The organism is Streptococcus sp. HN38, from assembly GCF_028335765.1.
GTDB classification, from domain to species: domain Bacteria; phylum Bacillota; class Bacilli; order Lactobacillales; family Streptococcaceae; genus Streptococcus; species Streptococcus suis_P.
On sequence record NZ_CP116604.1, the window covers coordinates 1,055,492 to 1,081,049 of the forward strand.

The 25,558-nt window shown below is 35.7% G+C and carries 20 protein-coding genes and 2 pseudogenes; 6 read left to right on the forward strand and 16 right to left on the reverse strand.

Annotation, left to right across the window (positions count from 1 at the left end; translation table 11 throughout):
* The first annotated feature begins 9 nt into the window (after positions 1-9).
* Positions 10-1,518: a phosphomannomutase/phosphoglucomutase gene (locus PHA78_RS05210; protein WP_272158520.1), complete on the forward strand. Its 1,509-nt coding sequence runs from the start codon at positions 10-12 to the stop codon at positions 1,516-1,518.
* A gap of 62 nt (positions 1,519-1,580) precedes the next feature.
* Here the strand turns inward: PHA78_RS05210 and xerS are convergent, their stop codons facing one another.
* On the reverse strand, positions 1,581-2,651 hold the full coding sequence (xerS, locus tag PHA78_RS05215) for a tyrosine recombinase XerS (RefSeq protein ID WP_272158521.1): 1,071 nt from the start codon (positions 2,649-2,651) through the stop codon (positions 1,581-1,583).
* A 278-nt stretch (positions 2,652-2,929) separates the two neighbouring features.
* Here xerS and PHA78_RS12560 point away from each other — a divergent pair.
* A pseudogene (locus tag PHA78_RS12560) lies at positions 2,930-3,118 on the forward strand (helix-turn-helix domain-containing protein); the annotation flags it as partial.
* Positions 3,119-3,965, forward strand: a pseudogene (locus PHA78_RS05220) (IS630 family transposase); the annotation flags it as partial. It abuts the pseudogene before it with no gap.
* Between the two features lie 149 nt (positions 3,966-4,114).
* On the opposite strand, the gene PHA78_RS05225 reads toward PHA78_RS05220, so the two are convergent.
* From PHA78_RS05225 to PHA78_RS05245, 5 genes are read right to left on the reverse strand one after another with little or no spacing between them, the layout of a single operon-like run.
* Positions 4,115-6,364, reverse strand: coding sequence for a zinc-ribbon domain-containing protein (locus PHA78_RS05225; RefSeq protein WP_272158522.1), 2,250 nt, complete (start codon positions 6,362-6,364; stop codon positions 4,115-4,117).
* 3 nt (positions 6,365-6,367) lie between these two features.
* Positions 6,368-7,102, reverse strand: a complete 735-nt coding sequence (locus PHA78_RS05230) for a hypothetical protein (protein ID WP_272158523.1) — start codon at positions 7,100-7,102, stop codon at positions 6,368-6,370.
* Between the two features lie 16 nt (positions 7,103-7,118).
* Positions 7,119-8,768, reverse strand: a complete 1,650-nt coding sequence (locus PHA78_RS05235) for a hypothetical protein (RefSeq protein WP_272158524.1) — start codon at positions 8,766-8,768, stop codon at positions 7,119-7,121.
* On the reverse strand, positions 8,768-10,618 hold the full coding sequence (locus PHA78_RS05240; RefSeq protein WP_272158525.1) for a hypothetical protein: 1,851 nt from the start codon (positions 10,616-10,618) through the stop codon (positions 8,768-8,770). The genes PHA78_RS05235 and PHA78_RS05240 overlap by 1 nt, the downstream gene beginning before the upstream one ends.
* Positions 10,618-11,880 (reverse strand): site-specific integrase, encoded by a 1,263-nt coding sequence (locus PHA78_RS05245; RefSeq protein WP_272158526.1) that lies wholly within the window; start codon positions 11,878-11,880, stop codon positions 10,618-10,620. Before PHA78_RS05245 ends, PHA78_RS05240 begins: the two co-directional genes overlap by 1 nt.
* Before the next feature lie 129 nt (positions 11,881-12,009).
* Between PHA78_RS05245 and PHA78_RS05250 the strand changes: the two genes are divergently transcribed.
* Entirely contained in the window at positions 12,010-12,696 is a 687-nt protein-coding gene (locus PHA78_RS05250; RefSeq protein WP_272158527.1) for a helix-turn-helix domain-containing protein, read from the forward strand.
* A 56-nt stretch (positions 12,697-12,752) separates the two neighbouring features.
* Here PHA78_RS05250 and PHA78_RS05255 read toward each other — a convergent pair whose 3' ends face one another.
* From PHA78_RS05255 to PHA78_RS05260, 3 genes are read right to left on the reverse strand one after another with little or no spacing between them, the layout of a single operon-like run.
* Complete coding sequence (locus tag PHA78_RS05255; RefSeq protein ID WP_024397877.1) at positions 12,753-13,259, reverse strand: zinc ribbon domain-containing protein; 507 nt, start codon at positions 13,257-13,259, stop codon at positions 12,753-12,755.
* Positions 13,260-13,276: 17 nt separating this feature from the next.
* A complete protein-coding gene (locus PHA78_RS12565) occupies positions 13,277-13,642 on the reverse strand; it encodes a zinc-ribbon domain-containing protein (RefSeq protein ID WP_443033307.1) in 366 nt (121 codons plus the stop codon).
* A 25-nt stretch (positions 13,643-13,667) separates the two neighbouring features.
* Positions 13,668-16,916, reverse strand: a complete 3,249-nt coding sequence (locus PHA78_RS05260) for an SEC10/PgrA surface exclusion domain-containing protein (RefSeq protein WP_272158528.1) — start codon at positions 16,914-16,916, stop codon at positions 13,668-13,670.
* A gap of 168 nt (positions 16,917-17,084) precedes the next feature.
* On the opposite strand from PHA78_RS05260, the gene PHA78_RS05265 reads away from it, so the two are divergent.
* A complete protein-coding gene (locus tag PHA78_RS05265) occupies positions 17,085-17,432 on the forward strand; it encodes a helix-turn-helix domain-containing protein (RefSeq protein ID WP_172023315.1) in 348 nt (115 codons plus the stop codon).
* Between the two features lie 176 nt (positions 17,433-17,608).
* On the opposite strand, the gene PHA78_RS05270 is transcribed toward PHA78_RS05265, so the two are convergent.
* From PHA78_RS05270 to PHA78_RS05295, 6 genes are all read right to left on the reverse strand, one after another.
* Positions 17,609-18,808, reverse strand: coding sequence for an Abi family protein (locus PHA78_RS05270; RefSeq protein ID WP_272158529.1), 1,200 nt, complete (start codon positions 18,806-18,808; stop codon positions 17,609-17,611).
* Positions 18,809-18,877: 69 nt separating this feature from the next.
* On the reverse strand, positions 18,878-19,048 hold the full coding sequence (locus PHA78_RS05275; RefSeq protein WP_272158530.1) for a hypothetical protein: 171 nt from the start codon (positions 19,046-19,048) through the stop codon (positions 18,878-18,880).
* Between the two features lie 253 nt (positions 19,049-19,301).
* Positions 19,302-20,312 (reverse strand): hypothetical protein, encoded by a 1,011-nt coding sequence (locus PHA78_RS05280; RefSeq protein WP_272158531.1) that lies wholly within the window; start codon positions 20,310-20,312, stop codon positions 19,302-19,304.
* 238 nt (positions 20,313-20,550) lie between these two features.
* Positions 20,551-21,204 carry a hypothetical protein gene (locus tag PHA78_RS05285; RefSeq protein ID WP_172023323.1) on the reverse strand — a complete coding sequence of 218 codons (654 nt, stop codon included), beginning with the start codon at positions 21,202-21,204 and terminating at the stop codon, positions 20,551-20,553.
* Between the two features lie 208 nt (positions 21,205-21,412).
* On the reverse strand, positions 21,413-22,030 hold the full coding sequence (locus PHA78_RS05290) for a hypothetical protein (protein ID WP_272158532.1): 618 nt from the start codon (positions 22,028-22,030) through the stop codon (positions 21,413-21,415).
* Between the two features lie 2 nt (positions 22,031-22,032).
* Positions 22,033-23,286, reverse strand: coding sequence for an AAA family ATPase (locus PHA78_RS05295; protein ID WP_172023326.1), 1,254 nt, complete (start codon positions 23,284-23,286; stop codon positions 22,033-22,035).
* 1,056 nt (positions 23,287-24,342) lie between these two features.
* Here PHA78_RS05295 and PHA78_RS05300 point away from each other — a divergent pair.
* A complete protein-coding gene (locus tag PHA78_RS05300; RefSeq protein ID WP_024415803.1) occupies positions 24,343-24,777 on the forward strand; it encodes a GNAT family N-acetyltransferase in 435 nt (144 codons plus the stop codon).
* A gap of 35 nt (positions 24,778-24,812) precedes the next feature.
* On the opposite strand, the gene PHA78_RS05305 is transcribed toward PHA78_RS05300, so the two are convergent.
* The gene (locus PHA78_RS05305) at positions 24,813-25,478 is read right to left on the reverse strand and encodes a SatD family protein (RefSeq protein ID WP_099807035.1); all 666 of its coding nucleotides are present in this window, start codon (positions 25,476-25,478) and stop codon (positions 24,813-24,815) included.
* Positions 25,479-25,558 lie beyond the last annotated feature (80 nt).

Here is a 25,558-nt window from a genome sequence, read left to right on the forward strand (position 1 = left end):
GAGGAAGCTATGACCCATCATCACGTACTACAAAACGGATCGGATATTCGCGGGATTGCCATTGCAACGGACGAATACGCCGTCAATCTCACACCACAAGCCACCCAGGAAGTAGTTCGCGGACTGATTCATTGGCTAACTCAGAAGCCAGAACTGGCTCAAGCCTATCAAGAAGGACAGCTCAAGATTGGTATCGGTCGGGATAGCCGTCTCAGTGGTCCAGACTTGGTCGCAGCCTTTACAGAAGAAGCCGTTCGTCTGGGCGTTCAGCTGATTGACTTTGGCATGGCCACCACGCCAGCTCTCTTCATGAGCACCCAGTATCCGCAGTTCAAGTGCCACGCTGGTGTCATGATCACTGCCAGCCACCTGCCTTACTACTTTAATGGCTTGAAGATTTTTTCGGAAAATGGCGGAGCAGAGCACGAAGATATCGACTTCATCCTCTCGCATAGTGAAGACTTGCCAGCGTCTTCCCTTGGAAGTATCACCACTGCAGATCTGATAACGCCTTATGCCCAAGACTTGGTTGGTAAAATTCGCACCGCCTGTGGTGGACAAGAAAAACCACTGACAGGTCTTAATATCATCGTCGATGCTGGAAATGGTGCGGGAGGATTCTTTGCTGAGAAAGTTTTGGCAGAATTAGGTGCAGATACCACTGGTTCACAATTCCTAGACCCAGATGGCACCTTCCCAAACCATGTTCCAAACCCAGATAACAAGGAAGCTATGGAGAGCATTCGTCAGGCTGTCTTGAAGCAAGGTGCAGACCTAGGCATTATCTTTGATACCGACGTTGACCGTGCCGCCCTGGTCACCAAGTCCGGTCAAATTCTCAATCGTAACAACCTGATTGCCGTTCTCAGCCAGATTACCTTGACGGAACATCCAGGTACCAGCATTGTGACCAATTCCCCAACGACTGAACACCTGAAAGTCTTTATTGAAAGTCTGGGTGGCAAACAAATTCGCTATATTTCAGGCTATCGCAACGTGATTAACCGTGCTATTTTAGCCAATCAAGAAGGAGTTGATTGCCAGTTGGCTATCGAAACCTCTGGACATGCTGCCTTTAAGGAAAATTACTTCCTTGATGACGGAACATATGTGGCGGCTAAGATTCTCATGCTCTTACCAAAATTGCATGCGGAAGGCAAGTCCTTGGACGACTTGATTGCCCAGCTTAAGCAACCTCTTGAAACCCAAGAAGTACGGTTCAAACTAGAAGCAGCAGATTATCGAGCACTTGGTGAACAGGTGATTGCTGACCTCCGCCAAACCAGCATCGAAGGCTTTGCTTTTAACCCAGAAAATGAAGAAGGAGTGCGGTTTGACCTGACTCAGCCTTATGGGGACGGCTGGCTCTTGCTCCGCATGAGCCTCCACGAGCCACTCTTGGTCTTGCAGGTGGAAAACGACCAAACTGGCTATATTCCTGCCGTTTTGAAAACCTTGTCAGCCTTTTTGGACCAGTACCCAGCTGTCAATCAGGAAAAATTGAAAGCATTGCTATAATTGAAAACACGAGTAAGTTTGAACTTACTCGTGTTGTTTTGCATAATTTATATTACGTAAAATCATAATTTATCCAGAGCATTTTTCTGCTCATCGTTGACGATATGGGTGTAGAGGTCAGTGACCTGGGTATTGGCATGCCCCAGCTGATGACTGACTAGAACTTGCGACTTGGTGGCGTCGTAGAGCCGTGTTGCCAAGGTATGACGGAGTTTGTGGGGGGTTACGCGTATCTTGAAGTCCGCAGAATACTTAGCCACCATTTTCTCAATGGAAGAAGCGTCGATGCGGTTAGGCAGACCACGGTACTCAGACAGGAAAAAGGCCGTGTCCGTTTTTTCAGCCTTGTAGCGTTGCTGGCGAATGCCCATGTAGGCTTCTAAGTAAGGCTTAGCAAATCCTGCCACATTGACCGAGTCCCGCTTGCCCCCTTTACGCGTCACCTCGATGATCATCATCTTGAGGTTGACATCACGGAGGTCCAGATTGACCGCCTCAGACAGACGAACACCAGATGCCAAGAGAAGTGCCAAAATCGCCAAGTCCCGTTCCTTGTTTTTTTGGAAGGAGGAGAGGGCACGTTTGGAGAGATTAACCTGGTATTCTTTATCGACATAGTCCAAAAACTCCATAGTTTCATCGCCCAAAAAGAGCTTCTGCTTGATATTCTCCGCCCGAGCCGCCAAGGTTTCCTTCTTCTTCTTGGTAGATACCTTTTTCATGACATTGCGGTAGAAGTAGGGCTCGCCCTGATCATTTTCCACTTCTTCGGTTAAATACTTGAAGAGACTAGAAAGTGCCGACAGGGTACGGTTAATGGTGGTCTGCGACACACTATTCTGCGTGGTATTGGCGTTCAGCAGGGGACGCTCCCGCAGATAAAGAATAAAGGCCTCCATATCTTTCTTGGTCAGATGTTCCAGAATATCCAACGGAATGTCAGCAATCCGTTCCACAGATACCAAATCCGAATCCTGTAACCATTCAAAAAAACGACGGTATTCTTTCAAGTATTCATACAAGGTTGTAAAACTGTAAGGCACAGCTAACTTTGATTGATAATATTCCAGAACAAACCAAGGCATAATTTCTTTTAGTTGATCAATTTTTTCCAATAATAACTCACGTCGCATCATTTTCTCCTGATTTTTAGTTATATGAGTAGTATAGCATAACCTTATGCAAGTTTCAAGAAAATTATAGTTTTTCGGAAAGATGTAGGTGGGTATTTCAAATAAAATCAAATATATGATATATAACTGGAAATTTTTTTCACACTCAAAATCCCAAAAATCTACATTATTTCACGGTAAACTAAAAATTTCAAATTCCAGTATTTCTTTATAAATCTACATAATTTTACGGAAAACTAATACTATTCAAAAAACAAAAACTAACCTATAATAGATTTATGAAACTTACTATCGAACAAACGAAAGAATTAAAAACTTATTTGAAAGATAAAACCTATTCTCCATTTCATAGACGACTTCAAGTTATCTTGTTCAGAGCAGAAGGTCTTAGCTATAAGGAAATCACTAACCTCATCGGCTATTCAAAGTATACAATCTGGTCCTTACAGCGCAAGTACGAACTTGAGGGGATTTCAGCTCTAGTAAGAGAAACGCGAGGTGGACGGAACCGTCAATATTTAACCCTTCAAGAAGAGGAAGCGTTTCTAAAAGAACAGTTAACAGCCTCACTAAATGGCGAATTTGTGACGATAAACTCTCTCTATGAAGCTTATCAGAAACGGGTTGGACACCCTACGACCAAGGAAGGATTCTATGCCATTCTTAAACGCCATGGTTGGCGCAAAGTGACGCCAAGACCAGAACACCCTAAAAAAGCAGACGCCGAAACGATTCTAGCGTCTAAAAATAAAATCTTCATTCACGAAAACAGGAAAGCGCTTCAAGAATAGTCGTCGCTATCATAAAGTCAGGCTAATGTATCAAGATGAGGCGGGTTTCGGTCGGATCAGTAAAATTGGGAAGGCCTGGGCACCAAAAGGGGTGAGACCGCATGTACATAGTCACTATATTCGTGAGTATCGCTATTGCTATGGTGCTGTTGATGCCCATACAGGAGAGTCCTTCTTCATTATCGCTGGGGGCTGTAATACAGATTGGATGAATGTTTTTCTCAAACAACTATCTGAAGCTTATCCTGACGATTATATTTTATTAGTGATGGACAATGCCGTTTGGCATAAATCAAGTACCTTAGAGAAACCACATAATATTGGTTTTGAGTTTATTCCTCCCTATACTCCTGAAATGAATCCAATTGAACAAGTTTGGGCTGAGATTCGAAAGAGAGGGTTTAAGAATAAAGCTTTTAAAACACTAGACGATGTGATAAACAAGCTTCAAGAAGTAATACGAGAGTTAGATTGGTCTATTTTAAAACCAATTGTTAGTAGACAATGGTTTAAAAACACTTGACTGGTTTGCTTTTGATTTTTGTTGAGTATAAAAATTTTGAATTCCAGATTTTTTTGAAAAATCTACATTTGAAAATTTTTAAAATCAACTTTTTTGGGACTTTTTAAACTATTTTTTCTATCTAAAAAGCAAGTCAAATTTGACCTGCTTTATTTTTTATATTGAATAAAATGCTCTCTTTTTCTTCTTAATCCTCTACAAATTGAGCATGTTTCTCTATTTCTTTGTTCATACAATATTCTTTTATTGATTGGAAACATATATCTATGTTCCTCATTATTTTTACATATCCACCACACTTTTATCTTCGATCGTTTAGTCAATGTTTTTGGATCTGCAAGTAAGATGTTATTCAAATAATCCCATTCTTTTAAAAGATTATGTTCCGTATCTACTAATGGAAGAATAATTTTTCCTGAACAAAATGGACACTCAAAGTTAGGTTTAATTCTGTTACAAATATTTGCTTCATATTCATTTTGGCATACACTACAATTCCAAACCGCTTTATATTTGCTTGTTGGCATGTAATCATTGTATTGTGAGCTATTTTTTGTTGACCATTCTTTTTCGAGTTGCGGATACAATGTTTGAAGGTCATTGAAACCTTGTAGAATTTCTATCCAGTTGCAATATGGACACGCATTATCATTTTCATATCGTTCATTGATACACGCTTTGTATAAATTTTTGCAGTTTCGGCAGCTCCATTCTACTATCTGACTACTTGTAGCAAAGTATTTGTCCATCTCTAATTTATTGTTTGAACTCCATTCTTCAATTAAATATGGTTTTAGAAGGTCAAGTGAGTTTACACCTGGAATTGGGAGTTTTTGTGTACAAAATAGGCATATTTTACTTAATCCTTTTAAGCCGTAATAATCATATGCATCAAGTAATTCTCTCAAAGATAATTGATACTCTAGGTTACATTCAGGACAATAGAGATAACAGTGAACTCGATTTGATTTATTAGGTAAATAGTCATATGGTGACTTTTCATTTGTTGAGCCCCAGAGATTTGTTATTTCGGGATACATTTTTCCGATACTATTGAAATCTGGTTTTAGTGTCTCCATACGACAATACGGACATGCAACTTCAACTTCTTTTCGGATTGGAATAGAACACTGATATTCTCCATGACATTTTGAACAATCCCAAATATACCTTTTTGTTGCTGTGTAATGGAGTGCTTTTTCAGGAGCAATTTCATTTTTAGAACTCCACTCTTGTAACATGATTGGCTTTTCGGAAAAAACCGTACTTTTGAAAATAAATGAGCTCCAATCACAAAAATTTGGGCATGTTAAGTTGTTAAAACCATTTGGATTTATTCTAGCAACTAATGTAGCAGGACTAGATAAAAATGAAATATTACAGCAAGGGCAAATCCAAGAAAGTGTTTCTTTCGAATGTTGCCAATAATCTCCAAATGTGTTTGGATTTTTATCATCCCAAAATACTTCAAATTGGGGAAATTTTTCTTGCAAAGTATTAAAACCTTTTAGCATTTGTTTATTATCACAATAGGGACATCGAATTGTTAATTTGTCAATCGGGGAGCATTTGTACTCACCCTTACAATTATTACAATTCCAAATCACTTCAATATTAGTTAAGGCATCGACTTGATTACTCTGTATGATATTTGATATAGACCATTCATCCAGGTGTTCTTTTTGTAAAAATGTTAATGGAGGAGTATCTTTAGTTTTGGGCAACACTGAATCAAATGTCGCATTACACTGAATACAATAGCTCCCTGTTCTTGAAATTCTGTTTAATAATTTATCAATAGATAGGCTAAATTCATCTTCACATTTGTTACATTTCCACCTACGATGAATGGTTATATTTTCTGAAAGGGTTAAGTCGTCAAAGTTAATATTATTTTTTACATGATAGATTGATTCTAGGGAAGGATATACATCTCTATAACGAAGTTTTTGAAGACTTTCATTACAGCCTTTATGGAATAATGTTCCATCCTCTTTGGATTCAAATTTTAGACTATCCGCATAGTCTCTCCAGCATAAACGACATGTAGGACACTTATATTGGAACACTCGCTTAGCAGTCATTAGAGTTTCTCGTAAGAGGGTCTCGATTGTGTTTATATCTTCCACATTGAAATCAATGTAATTTAGTATTTCAGATCGTATTGAAAGTACACTATTATTATCTCTAATGCAATTTTTACAAGCCGTATCATATTCCTTGAATCGTTCAGTAGCAATTTTCACGGTGCCATGCCATTCAAATTTACAGGTAGGGCATGCCCAATAATACTTTCTTTTGTTGCTTGTTAGGAGGTTTTTGGGATTAATATCATGCTGCAAATTTTTTTCAAAGTTCCAATATTTTAATAATTCAGGTATATCTTTTACCACTTCCATTTATTATACATCCTTATAATTTGTTTTGCTGTCAAGCAGACTCTTGATTTTCACAACTTTTTGTGATTTATTCTTAGCCCTGTCATCAACATTTTTATTAAAGTTGATTTCTGAATCAGGGGTTAATACATGATTTGCAACATAGTCAGGGTGGATGATTGATGAGTCTGTTTTAAGCAACCCATCTGCATTTAAAAGTTCATTTGCTATCTCAGGATAGACACTAGTTTTAATCAGATTTCTTAGACTTATATTTTCTTCCTGGAGCATATTATTATTTGAAATCCATTCAATATGTGAAGAAATTTCACTTTCTAACAAATTAATCTGTTCCAAGAGTTTTTTGTTTTCCATCTGAAGTAAATCCACTTCTTTTTTAAACAGAATAGCTGCTTCTGCAATACGTTTGTGATGATCATTTAACTTTACCAACCCCTTTTTTAACGATTCAGGTGATGGATGCATCCTAAGAAAACTAACGACATCTAAAGTTTTATAGGTTAAAACAGCTAACATGCCTTCATCTTCATATTTTTCTTTTACTTTTTCGAGGTGTCCCCTAAAAACTGTATTTCTACGTAAAGACGCATCTGCTAGGTTTGGATAGCCATTATTTCTTAAATACTGACCAAACTTGGGTAGTTTAAAAAGTTGTATGTCTGCATGGCACTCATCTATAAGATATTCTTCAAAAGTTCGTATGAGCTTTTCGTCCTCAATTTGTTTCTTTCTAGCCATTTTACACAGATCCTCCTTACTTTCCTTCCGTAATATGCTTAGAGGTTAGGTATTCCTGATAAGAGTAACTTACCGTTTTAAGTTTTAATAAGGCCTCCCCTATATCCTCATAATTCCCCTTCCCTTTTCTAACAAGGTTAATGGCTTGTTTTACAATCATGGCTTCTTCATCAATACTTTTTTTATAAGTCTTGTCCATACTAAAGAAATCTTTCCCTGCTTTTCGATAGAATGGACAACTTGTGCAGGCACCGAGTTCTGCATTCTTACTGATTACCTTTAAGCAATCTGAATAATCTCCTGAAGCATACTTTGATGAGTAGCAGCGTCCTTTGTTATCTAGTTGAACAAATGCTTTTCCTACTGTATATCTAGGTTGAGCTTTACTAATCTCATAGGTTGTTTGTGAGTTAGTAAGCTTGCGATATACTTGATAACTACGGCATTCGATAAATTGACTAAGATTTGCAAAGTAATGTGCTGAAGTTGACACGCTGTCATGACCTGCAAGTAGCATTGCTGTTACTGGGCTTGCATTTTCGGCAATCAGGTTAATCATCGCGATATGCCTGGTATCTCCAAGGTGAATAAAATTTATTTCACTCTCTTCCAGTTTTTCACGTGGGTTGGTCTGATAGATATGATAATTGTAGCGCTCTCCTATGACCTCTTTGTAGAATTTTTTTAAAACAGTATTCAAGTTGGAATAGGTGAAAAAACGATTTCTTTTTCCTGTAGTTCTATTAAACTTTTGATAATGAGCATCTGTCAAAAATAGTGTGTCTAATTGAGTAACATTTAAATCCTTCGTAAGATTTAAATATTCTTTAATTGACTCAGCCAACCTCTGAGGGATTTCATACGTAGTCAAATAGTAGTCTTCTGATATTTTATGGGAAACACCTTTATCGTTACCTTTTAGATTATTTCTTCTTAATGTTAAGTAATATTTACCATCTTTCATTGTAAGACAATTTCTCTGAGTAAGTAGGAACTCTCTTGGACGTAATGGAACTACTGCTGTAATTTGCCACCATAGATAGATAGGATAGTAAAACATTCTCTCATTATTTTCTTGCTGATCTGTCCAATACTCTGTCAAGATATCATTAAAGAGAAAATAAGATTGAAACTGAGCTAGTTTTCGTTGTTGTTTTGAATGGGTTCTGTATTGTGAAAAAATTTGGTTGTCTAGCTGTTCAATAAATTGGTTCACGGTTTGTTCATCCGCACTAGGCAAACTGGATAAGAAATCAATACAAAGGACAATATTTGATATTTTATATTCTGTCATGTCATCAATAAGATTTTGTTTTGTCTTATTGATGATACGTTTAATATCTCTCAAAAAGGTTTGCAAAGATATTAAGACGTTTGCATCCATCTTTAAGATAACGTAGCTCTTTAAGTAGTTAATAAAATCAAGGTAGCTGATGCCAAATAGTGATTCGAAATACCTGTTATATTGAAAGTGATTTATTTTAAAATTTAAATTAACATTTGAGTATTCATCAGTAGTTTTCCATACATCACAATCAAAATCGTCAGTTAAAATAATTCCTTTAGCAACATAATCTACGAAATACTCGACAGCCTTATCTATAAACTCTCGATCGAATTCTTCAACAATTGTTTCAACGGCTTTAAATAGTTTTGCTTGTCCCATCAACTCACTAGCTCCTTTATTATTTCTTCATAGTCATTTAAAACATCTTCACCATATTGTTCTGAGAGTGCCTGTAGCATGTCTTCAAGGCATGGTTTGATTTGCATTTCTAGAATCGACCTTATTTTCCCTTTTTCAAGATCACTAGTTACTTCTGTGTATCTCCGATTAAGACGGTTAAACTCGCCAATGAGTAACAAAAGAGTTGACTTTGTTTGCAATTCATATTGGCAGCCTATACAGTGGTGCCTATCGTCAAAGGGGCACAATTGGCCAAGCGCAGATAATAAACACATACTCTCTGCCTGTTTAGAGAACGCTTCTCCGTTCCCGATTCTATGACAAATAGTTAGTAATTGATCCGTACCAAGTCCTTGATTGACGACTATTTTTAGTGCATTTGTCGCTCTAGTATTAGCTCTCACGCTTAACTCAAGCGTTTTTTCTATTTCTGAGGGTGTTAAATTCAGCTCTTTAATCATTTGAGTTTGCTGACTTGGGCTAAGCTCTTTGTACTTTCCTCTAGTTACTATTGTTAGAAGCATGGAAGGTACCATTGACAATACTCCTCTTTCGAATAGTTCTTTTGCTACCATTTCAGGTTTTAACTGTCCCAATTGAGCATCTTTAAGATATAGTGTAGTTGTTTGAGCGAATGCATCGAAAGATCCCTTATGACTTCTTGCAAGGGCTGCTAAGAAATATCCTTTGATATTTAACTTTGATTTTTCTTCTAAAACATCGTCAGCAAGCATAGCTATCGCCTGGAGATAAGATTTATTTGCCGATCTGCTACTGAAGTTTCGCCCCAAGAAAAATTCTCCAAACTCTTCTCCCATGTATTTTGTGATACGCTCATATTCGTATATTTTGCGGATTAAAGGGTTTTCCTGATTGTTATTTTCCAGTTGATAATGCGCCTCGGCAATTGCTAAAAGCGTACCTATTAAGACTTGACAACTTTCAGGAACATGGAACTTTATTTGACTAACATTGCCTGCACTTCGTGTCTTATTGGGTGTAATATTTAGATATGTCAGTCTAGTCGTGATACTTAATAATGTCTTTCTAGCATCAACTGACTTCCATTTCCCTTTCTTTATGGATTCTAATATTTTTTCTGGCTTATCAGGTAGTCGGGGATGTCCAAGTCTTACTAAATCCGTAGTTCTGAGAGCGCATATAAAATGTATGGATAGGAATAGCCAAGTATCAGCATAATTTTTAGATGAGGCAGCCTTATACAGCATATTGTTTTTCTCGATGTAGCTATCATTGAATAAGCGATACATTAACTCCAAATAATCATCTAGGTCGTATGCCCCATTTTCATCTTTAAAAGTATATCGTTGAGTCATCTTATAACTTCTACGATATCTCGTCTTACTTTTTTCTAACAACCAATTGATAAAGCGAGTCAGATCCATTCCATAATTTTTATTCAAACTATTTGTTGCACACTCTATTAGTTCCTCAATTTCATAATCACTGTAAAGAAATAGGTCTTTTTCAAGATAATATGCAAAAAAATCTTGGATGTAGAATTGAGATTCTTCGTCTATCTTTGCTGATTTTATGTATTTTTGAAATTCATTAAATGTCTCAGGAAATTTACTTGAAAATATAGATTTTATCCCCTCCACGCCTCCGTCATTTAACAAATAGTTTTTTATTTCTTGCCCTAATTTATCAGCATCTGCTTCATCAATACTCCAATTAGAAGAATCCACCTTAATGCTAAACCAATTGTTATCTAATATGAATTGACTCACTTTTTCCTTTGTTTTTTGATTGTTCTGCTCCAGTTCATTGAGAATTTTTTCCAAATATTCTTTTAAATAAACTGCCACTACTTTCCTCCTCCAAATAAATCATTTGCTCTCCAACTAAGATAATCAAACACACCGTCATTAACTTGTCTGTACTGTTTAGCTATTTCACCTTTATTTTGTAGATACACCCAAGCACTGTCTGGGGATTTGTCACCCCTTGCCGACATTAACTCACTGATCTCATTTACACCAGAAAGAACTAACTGTGTTGTGTACCAGTGTCTGAAGATATGAGGTGAGATATTATGCTCTTGTAATAAATGGCCGAAAAACACGACTTCTTCATCATCAGAGTTGAGAAAAGTTGGGATCATCTCTTCTCGGATAATCTTTCGGAAACGCTGATAATAGACATCATAAGTCAGAGCCTTCCCTTGCTTGTTCAAATTCAGTGGTCCGTAGTCCTTCTCATACTTCTGACCTTCTAGATACGCCATATAATCATTGTAGGTGTCCACAAATACTTCTAGAAATATATATGGGACTGCTTGCATCCGCTCCTTCTTGATGCGTCCTGTGGGTTTTAAATCGCTTCTGAGGGGGATTTCTTTTCTTAAGTCTATTTCAACTTTGAAAGTTTCACCGTAGCTTTGGTGGAAAAGAATACCTGGTCCTAACGGACTATCCTCTCTTCTCACATTACAAGCCTCAGATGGTCGTAAACCAACAAATGCCCCTAGTGCAACTACCATGAGTATGTCTTTGTGATTTTTGGCGATATGAGCAAAGAGCATTTCAAAGGCAGCATTTGGCATGTCACGAAAGATTACTTGTTCAGTGTTGCTGTCGTCATAAAACACCTCAAAACTCGGCTCCTTACGCTTGATTAACCTTCCTCGCTTATTTGTAAAGGAGGTAGTCGTATAGAGCTCCTTGGATGTCAGCATAGCCTTCCCTTTTCGTTCATCAAGATAGAGTGTTAAAAAATCAAGTATGGTGTTTACACAAATCTCCACTGTACTTTTCTTTCTGTGCTTGGTATCGCCAGGCAAGGTTCCTAAGCCATAATGCATCAGAAACTCTCTCACCATATCAAGTGTTAAGTAATCTAGGCTTGTTATTTTTATCTCTCCAAAGACATAGTTTAAAAATTTCGTCACATAAGAAAAACGTTTATTACCATCATCCGAGATAGATTTTATCTTAGATGAGGTCTTAACATACCGATGGAAATTTGTGAATTGCAAACTGCCATCAGTATGCTTCAGAACAATAAACTGTTTGGTAACTATGCGATTATCACCTAGAATCAATGAATGTTTGTAAAGAGAAAACTTCATCAAATCTCCTTTTTGTTAATTATGAACTTAACTTCTTGCGTATATTATATCTTTTTGATATACTTTTTGTAAAGTAAAAAGTTAACAAAAGTTACATTTTGTATAATTTTGTGTAAACAGGAGGCTGAAATGTTTTTAGGAGAACGTCTTAAAGATTTACGAATAAATAAAAAATTGAGCCAAGATAAACTCGGCTCATTACTAGAAGTTTCTAAAGTAGCAATCTCCAATTGGGAGACTGGGAAATCTGTTCCAAGTGAGGCAAACCTTGAAAGGATTGCTAAAGTTTTCGATGTAGATGTTCACTATTTCTACTCCTATGGGGAGTTGCTTACTATTTTCAATAAGTTAAACCCTGCCCTTCAAGGAAGGTTGATTGAATATGCTGCAACAATGCTAAAACAACAGGAGTTAAATAATCCATCTTCGGCAACCAAATATCCATATAAGACATACAACATGGATTCATTCTTAGAGACCTTGAATGATTCCAGTAAAATTCCTAGCTTCACTTTGAACTATGATTACACAAAGACTCTGTATCAGTTTGCCCTTTGGATGCAAGATGATTCCCTTGAACCTGAGATACCTATTGGTGAGGTTATTCTACTTAAATTTGCAAATGAAGTTGAAGACGGTAAACTTTATTTAGTTGTGTTTAACGGACAACCTATGTTTAGGAGAGTATATAAACATAGTACATACTACAAGTTCGTACCTATCAATAATAAATATGACATTGTATTCGCTCCATTTGAAGAAAATCCTGAAATAATTGGTGAGATTGTTGGACATTTTAAACCGATTGAGAATTAATAAAAACACAGTTACTATAGTCCAGTTAAATGGAATACAGTAGCTGTGTTTTTTATCTATAAACTAGTTCCACATTCTACGCAGAACGATGCTCCCTCAGATTGTGTTGCACCACAATTTGTACAAAATTTAGAATTATGTGACTGAATAGTTTCTGTACTAGATACCGTTGGCACCTCTTCAGGTACAGTTTCCATGCTAGTATCAGCTACAGGAGTACTCAGATTTGCTCCGCAGTGTTGACAGAACGTGCTATCCTTTTCAATGAAATTGTCACATGAATGACACTGTAGTGTTTTCAAAGTCTTATCAGCCGAGTAGTATTTGATTGTTTCCTCAGATTGTGTAATTTGGTTAAGCATATCTTGAAATTCCACACCATCAACATCTTTATATTTATCATAGTATGATTTCCCCAATGTTTTTAGTAGTTCATCTCGCTTCATTTTTTCTTTGAACACTAAATTTTGAACTTTGACATTTTGAGTTAATTCCTGTGTTTTTTGAGTTGCTAATGCACTAGCATCTGCTAATTTTGATGTAATTTCATTAATGAATGACATAAGACACCTCTATCAATTTATGGTACAAGCATTCTACTAAATACAATTAGGAAAACGATAATCGTAGATACAAGAATGATATTATGAAGCGAACGGTTTGTTGCAACGTTCCTACCCTTAAAAGCTGAGTACAATGCTAGAAATCCAATTAACACACTTAAACCTGGACTAAGAAATTGCAAAAACAGCATGATTACGACCAGTATTGCAGCTAGGTAAGTATAGAAGTCTGGGGATTCTCCTAGTTTGTGTTGCTGACCTAGATTACTGTTAACATTAGATTGACCTGAATTGCTAGCATCTCCGACCGACAGTGCATTCCCACAAGACATGCAAAACTTGCTATCCGCCTTATTTTGTGCTCCGCATTTTGAACAAAACATTTCTTTCTCCTTTCAAACTTTAAAATTATTCTGATTCTTGTTTTCTTTTTGAAATCGCAAGTCCAAGCAAGGCTAATCCTGTTACTGTGGTAGCAAGATTAATATTGTCCCCTGTCTCTGGTAACCTTGATGTTGCCTGAGAAGGCTTAGTAGCTGGCGATTCCAAACTTGTTGCTTGTTTTACATCAACTTGCGTTTCAATCCTAGTCTCAAGCAACTCTTTTGGAATTGCAATCGCAGGAACTTCGTGATATACAGGATCTCCCTTTTCTGCAATCAATGGTTTTTCAGATGGAATTTCTGGTTGTGTTGGCTCCGTATTCGGTTTAGAAGGTTGTTCAGGCTGAGCTGGGGTTACTGGTTGCTCAGGCGATTCTCCATTTTGGTTGTTTTTAGCCTCTTGCTCTGCTTTTTCGCGGGCAATTCGCTCTGCCTCTAGACGCGCAGCATCTTCTTGAGCCTTACGCAATTCTTCTGCTTTAATGCGAGCTTCTTCTTCCAAGCGAGTTTTCTCAGTTTGGTCTTTTGCCTCCTGAGCCAAACGTTCTGCTTCTGCTTGTTCCTTTGCCAGACGTTCTGCTTCCGCTTTTGCTTTTGCCTCAGCTTCCTCTTGAGCTTGTTTCTCAGCTTCTAAACGAGCTTTTTCAGCGGCTTCCTTCGCAAGACGCTCTGCCTCTGCTTTAGCCTTGGCTTCATTCGCTAATTTTTCCGCTTCAGCTTTGGCTTTAGCATCCTGTTCAGCTTTGATACGAGCTTCTTCTGCTTTGCGTTCTGCTTCAATACGTTCTGCTTCTAAGCGATCAGCTTCAGCTTTTGCCGTTAGATAAGCCTGGTAAGCATCGTATTGAGCTTGAACCGTTTTCAACTCGGCAAGGGCTTTTTCGTAGTTAGCTTGTGCAACGGATTTTTCGAGAGTGACAGTTGCTAGTTTGTTTTTAGCGTTGTCCAAGACAGACTTGGCAGTTGCTTGTTCTGCGAGCAATGGCTCCAACTCAGCTTGCAATTGATTGAGCTTGTTCTCATAACCTTGTACTGTTGTCAAAGTAGCCTTGGCTGCTTTCAACTGGTTTTGAGCAGTAGTCAATGCAGTCTGCAAGTTTGCCAACGTCGCTTTCTCATCAGCCAAAGCTTGTTGTGAAGCTGACAACGTGTTTTGTGCATTAGTAAGACTAGATTTAGCAGTCGCAAGAGCTTGTGCCTTTGCCTCCACGTTCGCACGGCTTGTTGCCACATCAGCTTGTGCTAATCGAAGGGTGTTTTGAGCTGATGTTAAAATTTCTTCTTTTTCAGCAAGGTCTGATTTGGCGTTCGCAAATTCAGTTTTTGCAGTGGCAAGTTTCGCTTGGGCAGTTGCCAAGTTAGCTTTAGCAGCATCCAGTGCTTTTTGCGCGGCTGGTGTTTTAACAGGCACTGCTTTTGCTTTAGCCAGTTTGTCCTGTGCTAATTTCAATGTGCCTTGAGCTGCTTGCAATTTGTTTGTAGCGCTTGTCACGGCTTGTTGTGCAGGAGCCAGCTTCGCTTGAGCAGTTGCTAGTTTGTTTTCTGCGCTTGTTACTGCCGCTTGGAGAGCTTCTTTAGAAATCGGGTTAGCGATTGGCGTTCCACCATACTCTGCCTTTGTTCCACGGTCTGTGAATTCAAGCAAATAACCTGAGTTTTTAGTTCCTGTGTAACCTGACAAGCCAAAATACTGATCAGCCTTGTCTGCATCGTAGTATTTAGAATCCAAGTTCAATAGAGAAATAGCATGCCCAAAATGTTGTGAAGATGTGTAATCATATAACATCATATCTCGGATAGATGCAGCAATCTCAATCTTCAAATCTGCCATTGTGTAAGTTGATGAATCGTAGGTGTGAGCAATTGGAGAAAAATCCTCATCCAAAGCTTGCCCCGTTTGATCTTTCACACGAGTAATAGCAGGGATATCGTGCCCTTTGGAAGAATCCCAGTCATCTGCCAAATACGCTTTAGCAATCATGTCTGCAATATCCATTGAGCCAGTTGAGATAAGCGCTTGAGAGGTGATGCCCATTTGAGAACGCAAATCATTGATAGTGGTTTGAGCAAACTGAGCCAACTCCAGACGATCCGCGTCTGTCAAAACATTCAAGCCACTTCCATCTGTTGAAGTGATGACGCGAGTGTTAGACTCGATGGCATTCAATGAATTCAACAGGTTGCGCAGGGTTTTTGCTGAAGACATTTCTGTCAACAATTTTCTTGACTCAGTTTCAAGAATAGCCCATACACGATTCATCTCAGTTGTGTCTTTGGTGATGTAACGGGCTTCGTAGAACTTAACTAAGTTTTCTTTGTAAGTGTCTGACAATTGCACCGTGAAGATAGAACCCAGCGCCAAGTTTGCTTTATCCAACTCGGTTTGAGCTGTTGAGATGCTGTTCTGAACAGTTGTCAAGTTTGTGTTAGCACTGTCTAATTGAGTTTGAGCATTGTTCACACCTGTTTGTGCAGTGTTTACTTCTGATTGAGCAGTGTTGATATCTGCTTGGCGTTTAGCATCTGCAGCTTGTGCTTCTGCTAGTTTGGTTTCGGCAGTTGCTACTTCATTTTCTTTTGCAGTCACTTCTTGAGTGGCTGTCGTTACAGCTGTTTCTTTCTCTGCTACAACTGCTTTTGCAGTGTTGACATCCGCCTGCGCACTTGCTACTGCATCTTGCGCAGTTTTTTCATCTGCTACATCCTGTGCCAATTGCTTGTCTGCTTGTGCTTTCGCAGTCTCAGCATTGGCTACCTGAGTTTCAGCGTTAGCTACAGTTGTTTCATTTGCGGAAACTTGATTTTCAAGGTTTGACACATCTGCTTGTGCCTCTTTAATCTCATTTTGTGTGTTGGTAGCAGTTTGAGTTGCAGCATCCACTTGTTCCTGTGCTTGTGCAACCGTTGGATTGTTGTCCACTTGCTCTTGGGCAGTAGCGATTTCTTCTTGCTTATCGTTCACTGCGTCTGTTGCAGTGGCATAAGTTGCTTCAGCTGCTGAAACGGACTGTTCTGCAGTTGCAACATTTGCCGTTGCTTGGTCAAGGGCTGCTTTACTTGTGTCCACTTGAGCTTGTGCTTGATCAACCTGCCCTTGAGTTACTTCAGTCGAAGTTGTAGCAGTTGCGATGATAGCTGTTCCTGCAACCTCTTCTGCTTTCGCACTCACTGTCCCTACGGTAGTCATCATTCCGATAGACAAAACCCCGACTGCACCGTATGCTTTAAGTTTGCGAATTGAACCGTGTGATTGAATTTTCTGCGTGTTTGACATATTATTTTACCTCGTTAAATGTCTAATTTCATAATAGCATCTTCCTATTATAAAAATTATAGATATATTATATCACAACAAGTCCTTAAAAGGATAGAAAAACTATCCTTTTCTAACCTTTTAACTGTCCTTTAAAACCTATATCCTTAAATAAAAGGAGGACAGATTATGGCTTTAGATCAATTTGTCGCAAAAAGAATTCAAACTTTACGGAAAGACTTTCGTTTAACACAGGAACAAATGGCTGAGGCTGCAGGCTTAGATGTTTCTTCAATAGCAAAAATAGAGCGAGGCGAACGCTCCAATGTTAAGGTAAATACATTAGAAAAAATTGTTGATGCTTTTGGAATATCAATGAGTACATTCTTCCAACAACATGTTCAAGATAAAGACGATAATACCTCAAACGATCCATCATTTGAGAAATTTCAAAAAACGCTCCTCCGACTTTCACCAGAGAAGCGTAAAGAATATTTAAAATTATTTGAGGCTATTGTAAATGTGGAGGATAGGTAAGTTGGTGATGTGAACGATCTGTGATAGAGAAGCATCTAACAAATATTAAAAGAAGGACTATACAAGTCCTCCTTTTAATGACTTCTGAAAACCTCTCTCAAGGAATTCACGCCGTCGTGGCACTTAAAAATCTAACTTAAGTTATTTTACCACAATTATCTTCTATAGGCAAGGATTTATTTACCAATTCTATTAAAAAATTTTTTATTTATTTTTGCTTTAAACAAAAAGATATTTTTTAAACTATAGATAGAAATTAGCCTATCAATTTCTTTTATAGAAAAATTTTGAAAACAATTTAAAATTTTTAAACTTTGATAAAATTTCAAAATTTTATTACTAGTTTTAGGTGTGAGAGAAAGTTCTGTAATAAAAAGACTGTTTATAGTTATCTTATTACTAGTTCTATATCGAGTAATTAACCCGAAATGCGCCATTTGATTTCTAAGTTCATGTAATATTTCACATGCATTAATAAATTTTTCCCTACTACCACTTAGTGAACTATCAAAACCCATATCACTAATAATTTGATTCTGAATCGAAGTCCCTAACCCTTGAAATAGAACTAGTAATTGCTTCAACATTAAAGTGTCAATAATAACCCATAGAGGAGGGTAGCGATAACTGGATATATGTGGGAATTTTATTTTGCAGTAATCAGAGTAAGATAAATCAGAAAAATTCCCCCTTAAACCAGATAGTGTTATAGAAACTGTACCTGCATTTACTTGGCTAGTAATATAGCTAGGTGTGTTTGCATCTTTAATTGAAAATACTCCCGAATAAATATTATTCTTTAAATCATCAATTGTTCCATTAAATGTTCCAGATAACCTATAATATGTTACCCCACGTGAAGTTTGGGTATCAATGGTACCATTAAAATTAATGTTACTCAACTTAGCCTTGATAAAGTGTTTCTTAAAAAATGGATGTGTTTTTTTATGGTTATTTACATCATAGAAATATTCCGTAAAAGAATTACTGCTATGTGTTGATGGAAGAGTATAATTGTTTATATCTAAATAATTTAAATTAGAAGTTATTCCGCTACTACAGTATACTTTTGCAAATTCATAAGCAATCCTAGTCTTTAACTCGATTTCAACCTTCTCTATTTCATGGAAAAGAAATTTTGCAATTTCCCTATCTAAATTATACATTCTTTCAATGTCTTTAAAAGAAACTCTACTTGAATACACTTTAGGGTTAGAAGCATAAAGAAATAGAGACTCAAAGCCATTTATTGAATTAAAGTAATTCTTTCTTAAGATAAATTCACTCATTAATTTCTCGTTATGGATTTTTAGTTTTCTATCTTTTTGTATTATTATTTGCTCTGCTACTTTTTTAAATTCTTTTTCTCTAGTCATAATTCAATTTTAATCCTACTTGTTTTTTTATTATATCATAAAAAATTAGGTGAGGAATGACAGAAGGAGTTAATTTAGTTTCTCGTTATTTTTGTTCAAAAGTCCGTCGTATGTCTTTTGAACTTCCTTAAATACTTGATCAAATATAGCTTTATCAATATAATTTGATACTTTGCCTTCAGGCACACTAAAAGCATTGTTCATGCTTTCAATCATTTCATTCCAATAAGCATTTGACATATCAGATTGATTAGCTTGCTGTTCGATTAACTGTTGTCTAATTTCTTTTAACGCTATATCAAGTTGATTAACTGAGTAATCGAATAACTATGGGCGAATATGACCCCTCAGAGCGTCTTTACAAGCCTCAACATTATTGAATGTGGCATGTTGGTGCAGAATCTCCAAAACGTCGTTAGAAAACGATTTAGGAAGGTCTGAGTGAGTGTTGCTATTTATAGTTGAATTCATTCCTTAATTCCTTGCTTTATGATTATGTTGGATTGATTTCTGATGTCCAAGTTTTAAATTTCAAGCTAATATATAGCATTACATTGAACAACTTCAAGAATTCTGTTTTTGAAATTTCACCTGCCCATCTCCCGTGGCCAATCATATGTCGGTTAGGTTTGTCTAACGTAAAACGCTTTGTATCTTTGAAAAATTGATACAACCACTCAAAGAAACCTAAATCTGCAAATGACTTACTTAGTAGTGATTTGTCTAATTTAGATACTGCACCCGTTCCAACAGGCATTTTAGGTGCATCACTTAATATTTCAGAGAATCTTGTTAGTGCCCCATCAATTGCTAGTGTGGCAAGAGAATATGCAGCGTAATAATTATTTGATTCATAACAATCTAGCATTGAATCTAGTAAAGTAGCTGGGTAACATCCAACTTCGTAAATTCCTTGAATTTCGCTTTCTTCAGAAAGAAATTCATCTAGAGCATAAATCCAATCTTTTTCCAGTTCAGCAAATTCTCTGTTCCTTAGCCTGTCATAAATTCCAATCTCATTAAAAAAAATTACCCATCCATTTTTTGCAAGTTGACGAACATTTATAACAATCTCGTCAATCTCTTCCTGACTATACTCAGTATTAAACTTCTTGAGTATTTTTGCTACATCAGAAAATACTTTTGAATAACTTAAATCTACATTTGCCAGCAGTCCTTTAACAGATTCAGTTATCGCATTCATGGCTGATAGATATTCTTCGTTTACGATTGGGTTGATTTTAGGTATTGAGGAAGAGATAGCATTTATAAGCTTAGTATCAATAATCGAATTAAAATTTGAAGGAAGATAAGTCTTTGCTACAAGATTTGCAGCGAGAGCTGATGAAGCTAAAGAAGACGCGTTTATTCGTTCTATAGATTCTTGAAGGGAGCTCACTGCTGATACCAATGCAGTATTATTTACAAGGTTAGAAATTGCTTTTGGGTTAATTGTTGGAAGACTTTTTTCATCTTTGAGCTTTTCAGGTTCAATATTTGTCATAGATTCCTCCTCCTCAAAATCTAAGTTAATTATAACATGAAAAGCCTGTTTAGTCGGTATACTTTGTGAATTTGAAAAAAAAAGAAACTGAGAGAAAAATCTCTAGCTTCTGCAAAATAATTAGGATAATTTTATGAAAGAGAAGTTTAACTTGGAGCAATCTAAGCGATAACTTTATATCTAGCCCTAAATTAATCAAATAGGTATCGAAATTATTATAACTTAATTGTTGAAAAATTTAATAATTCACTTTTGGTCTAATAGAATTTATAGTCCCATTCACAACAAATGAACTCCTTTCTAACAATTTAGATTCATAGGATACAATTATTTTTTTATGCTGCATAGAAATGTAGTCACTAGTAGTTACTATTATTGTTAACGGAATATATGCACATGGATTTAAGTTTGTGGTATCTTTTTTCAAAAATAAGAGTATTTTTTCATTGTTATTTAGAATAATATCTTTCGTCTTCTCACTTGTTAAATCAAAGATGTAATCAGCATCCTTTATTTCAGACCATGTGGGCATTTTACGAACTTTATAAATTTTTATCCCCTTATTTTTATTCATTAAAATTTGATTTAGATTAGATATTACAGAAAGTCTATTCTGTATATCAGGTGAAGTATATCTTGGTGATTTAGTCAACGCAGATAAAATAGGGTCTAGTGGAATATTTTCTACTACACGAAATTCAAAATAATATTTAGAATCTCGTCTTTGCTCTTCAAGTTTATGAAAACCAAGAAAATGTTTAAACTCAGTTTTTCTAAAAATTAAATCAATATGTTCAATGTTAGTCTCAGGTACTCCATGAATCAATGATACAGTAATTTCTCGTTTTTCATTTAGTTCTCTTTTGTAATGTAAAATTGCTTTTTTTAGCATAGAATAATCCTTTTTTATACAGCAAAGGCATCTCTTTTCAGAGATACCTTTCTGAGTTTTTTATCCAGCAATACGGTACACAAAACTTTAAACCAAAATGAAGCTCCTCCAAGAAACCGCTGGCAGCTTCTTAAATTCAACACTTAAAGAAAATAGTACGTCTACTATCAATAATATTCTATCACTAGATGAATATTATTGTCAATAGTTAATTCTCATTTGAAATAAAATTTATATAATATTTTTTAAATTGATCAATATTATACGTATGGACATTTTTTACAAAAATATCTTCATAAATTCCTAAATTGAAACGTATGTGCTCCTCTCCAGCAAATTCAGAAACAGTTTCCGCAAAATCGTAATATTCCGGATTGTCAAGGTAGTCAATATCGATATCCTCATCCGGCAACGGTGGATTATTTAATGAGTTATACACTAATATAAACTCAAAATTATTTTGTGAATCACCCAAATTAGTTGATAAAAAATAATTAAGCATTAAAATTGAATCCTTAATCTTGTTTTTTAACTTACGTCTTTGATTTTTATCGATAATACCATTCTTAAATTCAACTAGAATCAGTCTACCGTTTTGTTTATTATAAAGTATTGTATCAACTGAACAGAGTAAAGTGTTATCTTTATCAAGAGATTTGCAAAACTCAGATTTTACATTATCAAAATTAACAACTAAATCGTTGGAATAAATAAAGTTACAAGGTTCAAACAAATACTTAGAATCCGTGGTGCTAAATGTTGTTACAAATAGTTTATCCAAATTATTTTGGAAAATCACGCAGGATAATAGTTTGTGACTAATCATATTTACAATCCTCTCTCAAGCTCGATTGTTTTCAAAGGTGCTGCAAGAGATTTATAAATTTTTCTAGTTTCATCTACTTGTTCAATAACTGAATAAAATTCATCTGATTGACGAGCTTCATAATAGTTAATTTTGTGATTAATTTGATATTTATCAGCATAAACTTCAATAGCTCTTAAGAAATATGGACTATGAGTATTAATTAAAAAATGTAAAGAAAGTTCCTTCTGTAGTAATATTATTATTTCAGCTAAGATTAGTTGCCATTCGGGGTGTAAGTGATTTTCTGGTTCATCAAGTATTACAGGTGAATTTTCTACGATAGAACCGTTGTCAAGTAGTTTTTTTAGGAGATAAAAAGATTTCATACCAGAAGAAAGGTTGTTGATACTTAATGTTGGCTTCCCATCATTTTTATTGTAATATGAGTACGAAATCCCAGATAAATCATCAAGTACTTTTGATAATTTATCATAAACAATTTGGAGATTGCTTTTTATTATTATGTTATCGATGGGATTTTCTGGTGTACTTTTGGAGTATTGACTTAATAATACTTGCCTATGTGTTCTTTCATTTTTAAATTCGTATCGAGGGAAGAAAATTTCATTTGGATAATTATTGTCAAAATTATATGAATCGACAATAAAAGCGTCATCAATATAAATCGGGATATAATTTAAACTAAAGTAATTAAGAATCTGAATTAAATTATTTTTTAAAAAACGAAGATTAATTGAGTTTTCTTTGATAATGAGATTTAATGAGCCAACTTTATCAGATAAAGTAACATTATTAATGTTACCAGAAAATTCTGCAAAAAAATTCTTATCGACGGTATCATATAATACTTGTTCGATTGTTGTATTGTTAATTTTTTCGATTTCTGAAAATAATTTGTTGTATTCCTCTCGACCAAGTCTACCATCTAAATTAAAACGATCGAACACTTTCTGAATGTCATTTGAATTAGATGCCGAAAGTAGACTGTTAAGAAGAGCGGTTGCGTCAATCGAATCCTCGGAAAAAATAAATAAATCTAAGTAATCATCTAGGTCTCTGATTCTTTTATCAATGGCTTCCTCTTTATATTTTCTATAAGTCTGGTTTACTTTATAAAAAGAATTAAAAATTGAAAACAAAGATTTTCCAATTGTGCTTTTACCAGTCGCATTTGTTCCGGCGATTAAAGTCAAACCATCAATTTTTATCTCAGCTTGTCTGATTTTTCCAATATTTTCTATTTTTAATTTCATTATTAACTCCAATTTCTTTACTTACAACGATTATATCATAAAACATAGTGTATTAGTATCAAACAAGCAATCATTTTTGTTCAAACTAAATCAAAGTGCTAAACATCCTTCATCCCCCTTCTATTAAAATATCCTTGTTGAAATTTGATTGAAGAGCGATTCTTCCACATTATCAAAGAGCTATAAATTCATGTTAACATGCTACTTTTCCAAGCACAATTTTGGTTATAATATTTGCAATTATTAGATATTCCCCCTAGTACTGGATAAAATCAAAATAGCAAGAACAATGATCAGTATAATTTGTAAAAATTGAAACTTTAGGCAGTCTAGCTTTCAAGTTAATTTATGTGCGATTACAAAATACTATTGTATTTAATAAGACTTTTTATTATAGTGCGTCATGCCGTCTCTGACTTCCAATTAATATGTTCTTTATCAAAAAAATGGTATCCATAGATAGTAAATTCTCTCTCCTAAGCATTAATAGAGTTTTCTACAAAGGTTTCTTCAAGCAAAAAATTTGAGTAAAACAACGTTATGCTAATATTTGAAGGAGTGTAGATGGTACATGATTGAATTGACAACAAATTTATGTTAGATAACTTATATTTCATTGCGATTGTTAATATATCGTGATTGGTTAGTCCACGTGGTATTTATGATTTAGAACACTACAGATAGTTATAATACTTAACTAATCAACTTTGACCTTCATATCTGATGAATCGTAACTAATCGAGAAAAATAGAAATATCCCCCAAAATCCTTTATAATATAATGTGACTGAAAAAATGTACTTTTGAAAGTGCTGAACTTCATCAAATTATGGATGATAAATGTACTTTTCAAAAGTGATACAAATAATAAAATAAACTAATCATTATGAACAATAAACAACTCTATTCAAAAGTACAAAATAAAAATAATGTACATTTTTTAATCAATGTACTTTATGCTTCTATCCCAGTATTATCAAGGGTTTAGACCATGTAAGGTCAATTGTTCATAAATTTTTAGTTTTATATAATACAAACAAATACGAAAGGATGTTTTATGCTAGATTTTGTTCCTGTTAGTCCAGAGAATTGGCGAGTTCCTTTAGCTGTTTCTCCTGACCAAGCCGAATTTGTTGCGGATAAGGTGACAACTTTGGCACGTGCATTTGCTTATCGGATGTTTGATAGCCAGGCTTATTTGATTTACCAGCAAGATTGCCCAGTTGGCCTGATTTTATACCATGATTTTCCTGAACGGCAAGCCTATCTCATCTCTGAATTCTTCATTGATGCCAACTTCCAGCGACAAGGTTTGGGGCGTCAGGCTATGACACAGTTACTGGAAAAATTCTGCTCAGAAAGAAAATTTTCAGCTGTTCAGCTCTGCATTTTATCCCAAAACACCCCAGCCAAAGCCTTGTATCAATCGCTTGGCTTTGTTGAAACTGGCGAATACGATGAAGATGAAATTATATTGCGATTAGAATTCTAAAAAAAGTTTACACAAAATAAATTATGTAAACAAAATTAGCTTCTTTGACTGAGCTGGAGAATCAAATTCATGGCAGTTTGACGATTACGCAGGTAGAGTTTGATTCCGCTGGATTTCAAACGTTTGGTAAAGGCGCTTTGACTGAGTTTCATTTTCTCAGCAATTGGCTTTTGTGTGAAATCTTCTTGATAGATTTTTTTGGAGATTAAGGTCTCAAACAGATCCGTTTGCGAACGATTCCAGGCAGCTTTGATGAAATCGCTAGAAGTTAGCAAGGGGTTAATCACACGATCGATTTGCTTGTATTCGGATGAAAAGGCAATTTTGCTGGTGCCATAGTCATGGTTGTCGTGGATGAAGTCGATAGCTTTGCGTGCTTCCCAATAAGCTGGACCATCTGCTCCAATACTTAGCTTGGGATCGATAGCTGTTAGAATCTCACCCAAACCAATTCCAAATCTAATCTCCACCTCATCACGAAAGGCTAGTTGGATTTGGTCAATTATTAAAAAAATATAAGGGTTAGGCTTGCATAAGGCTTGAAATTCATCTCCCTTTGTAATGGTAAATGGCGATGCGAAGTCCTGAGTGAAGGAATGATTGATTCTATTCAGCTGCTGTTTTAGCCTTTCTTGAATACTAGAGCGGTTTGAAGTCTGTTTTGAATTGACAATATCTCCTATTAATGCGATATAATTCATAACTTGTCCTCTGATTTCTATTATATTTCCATTATAACGGACAATATAAAGATTGTCCACTAGAAAGGACATTTTAGAAT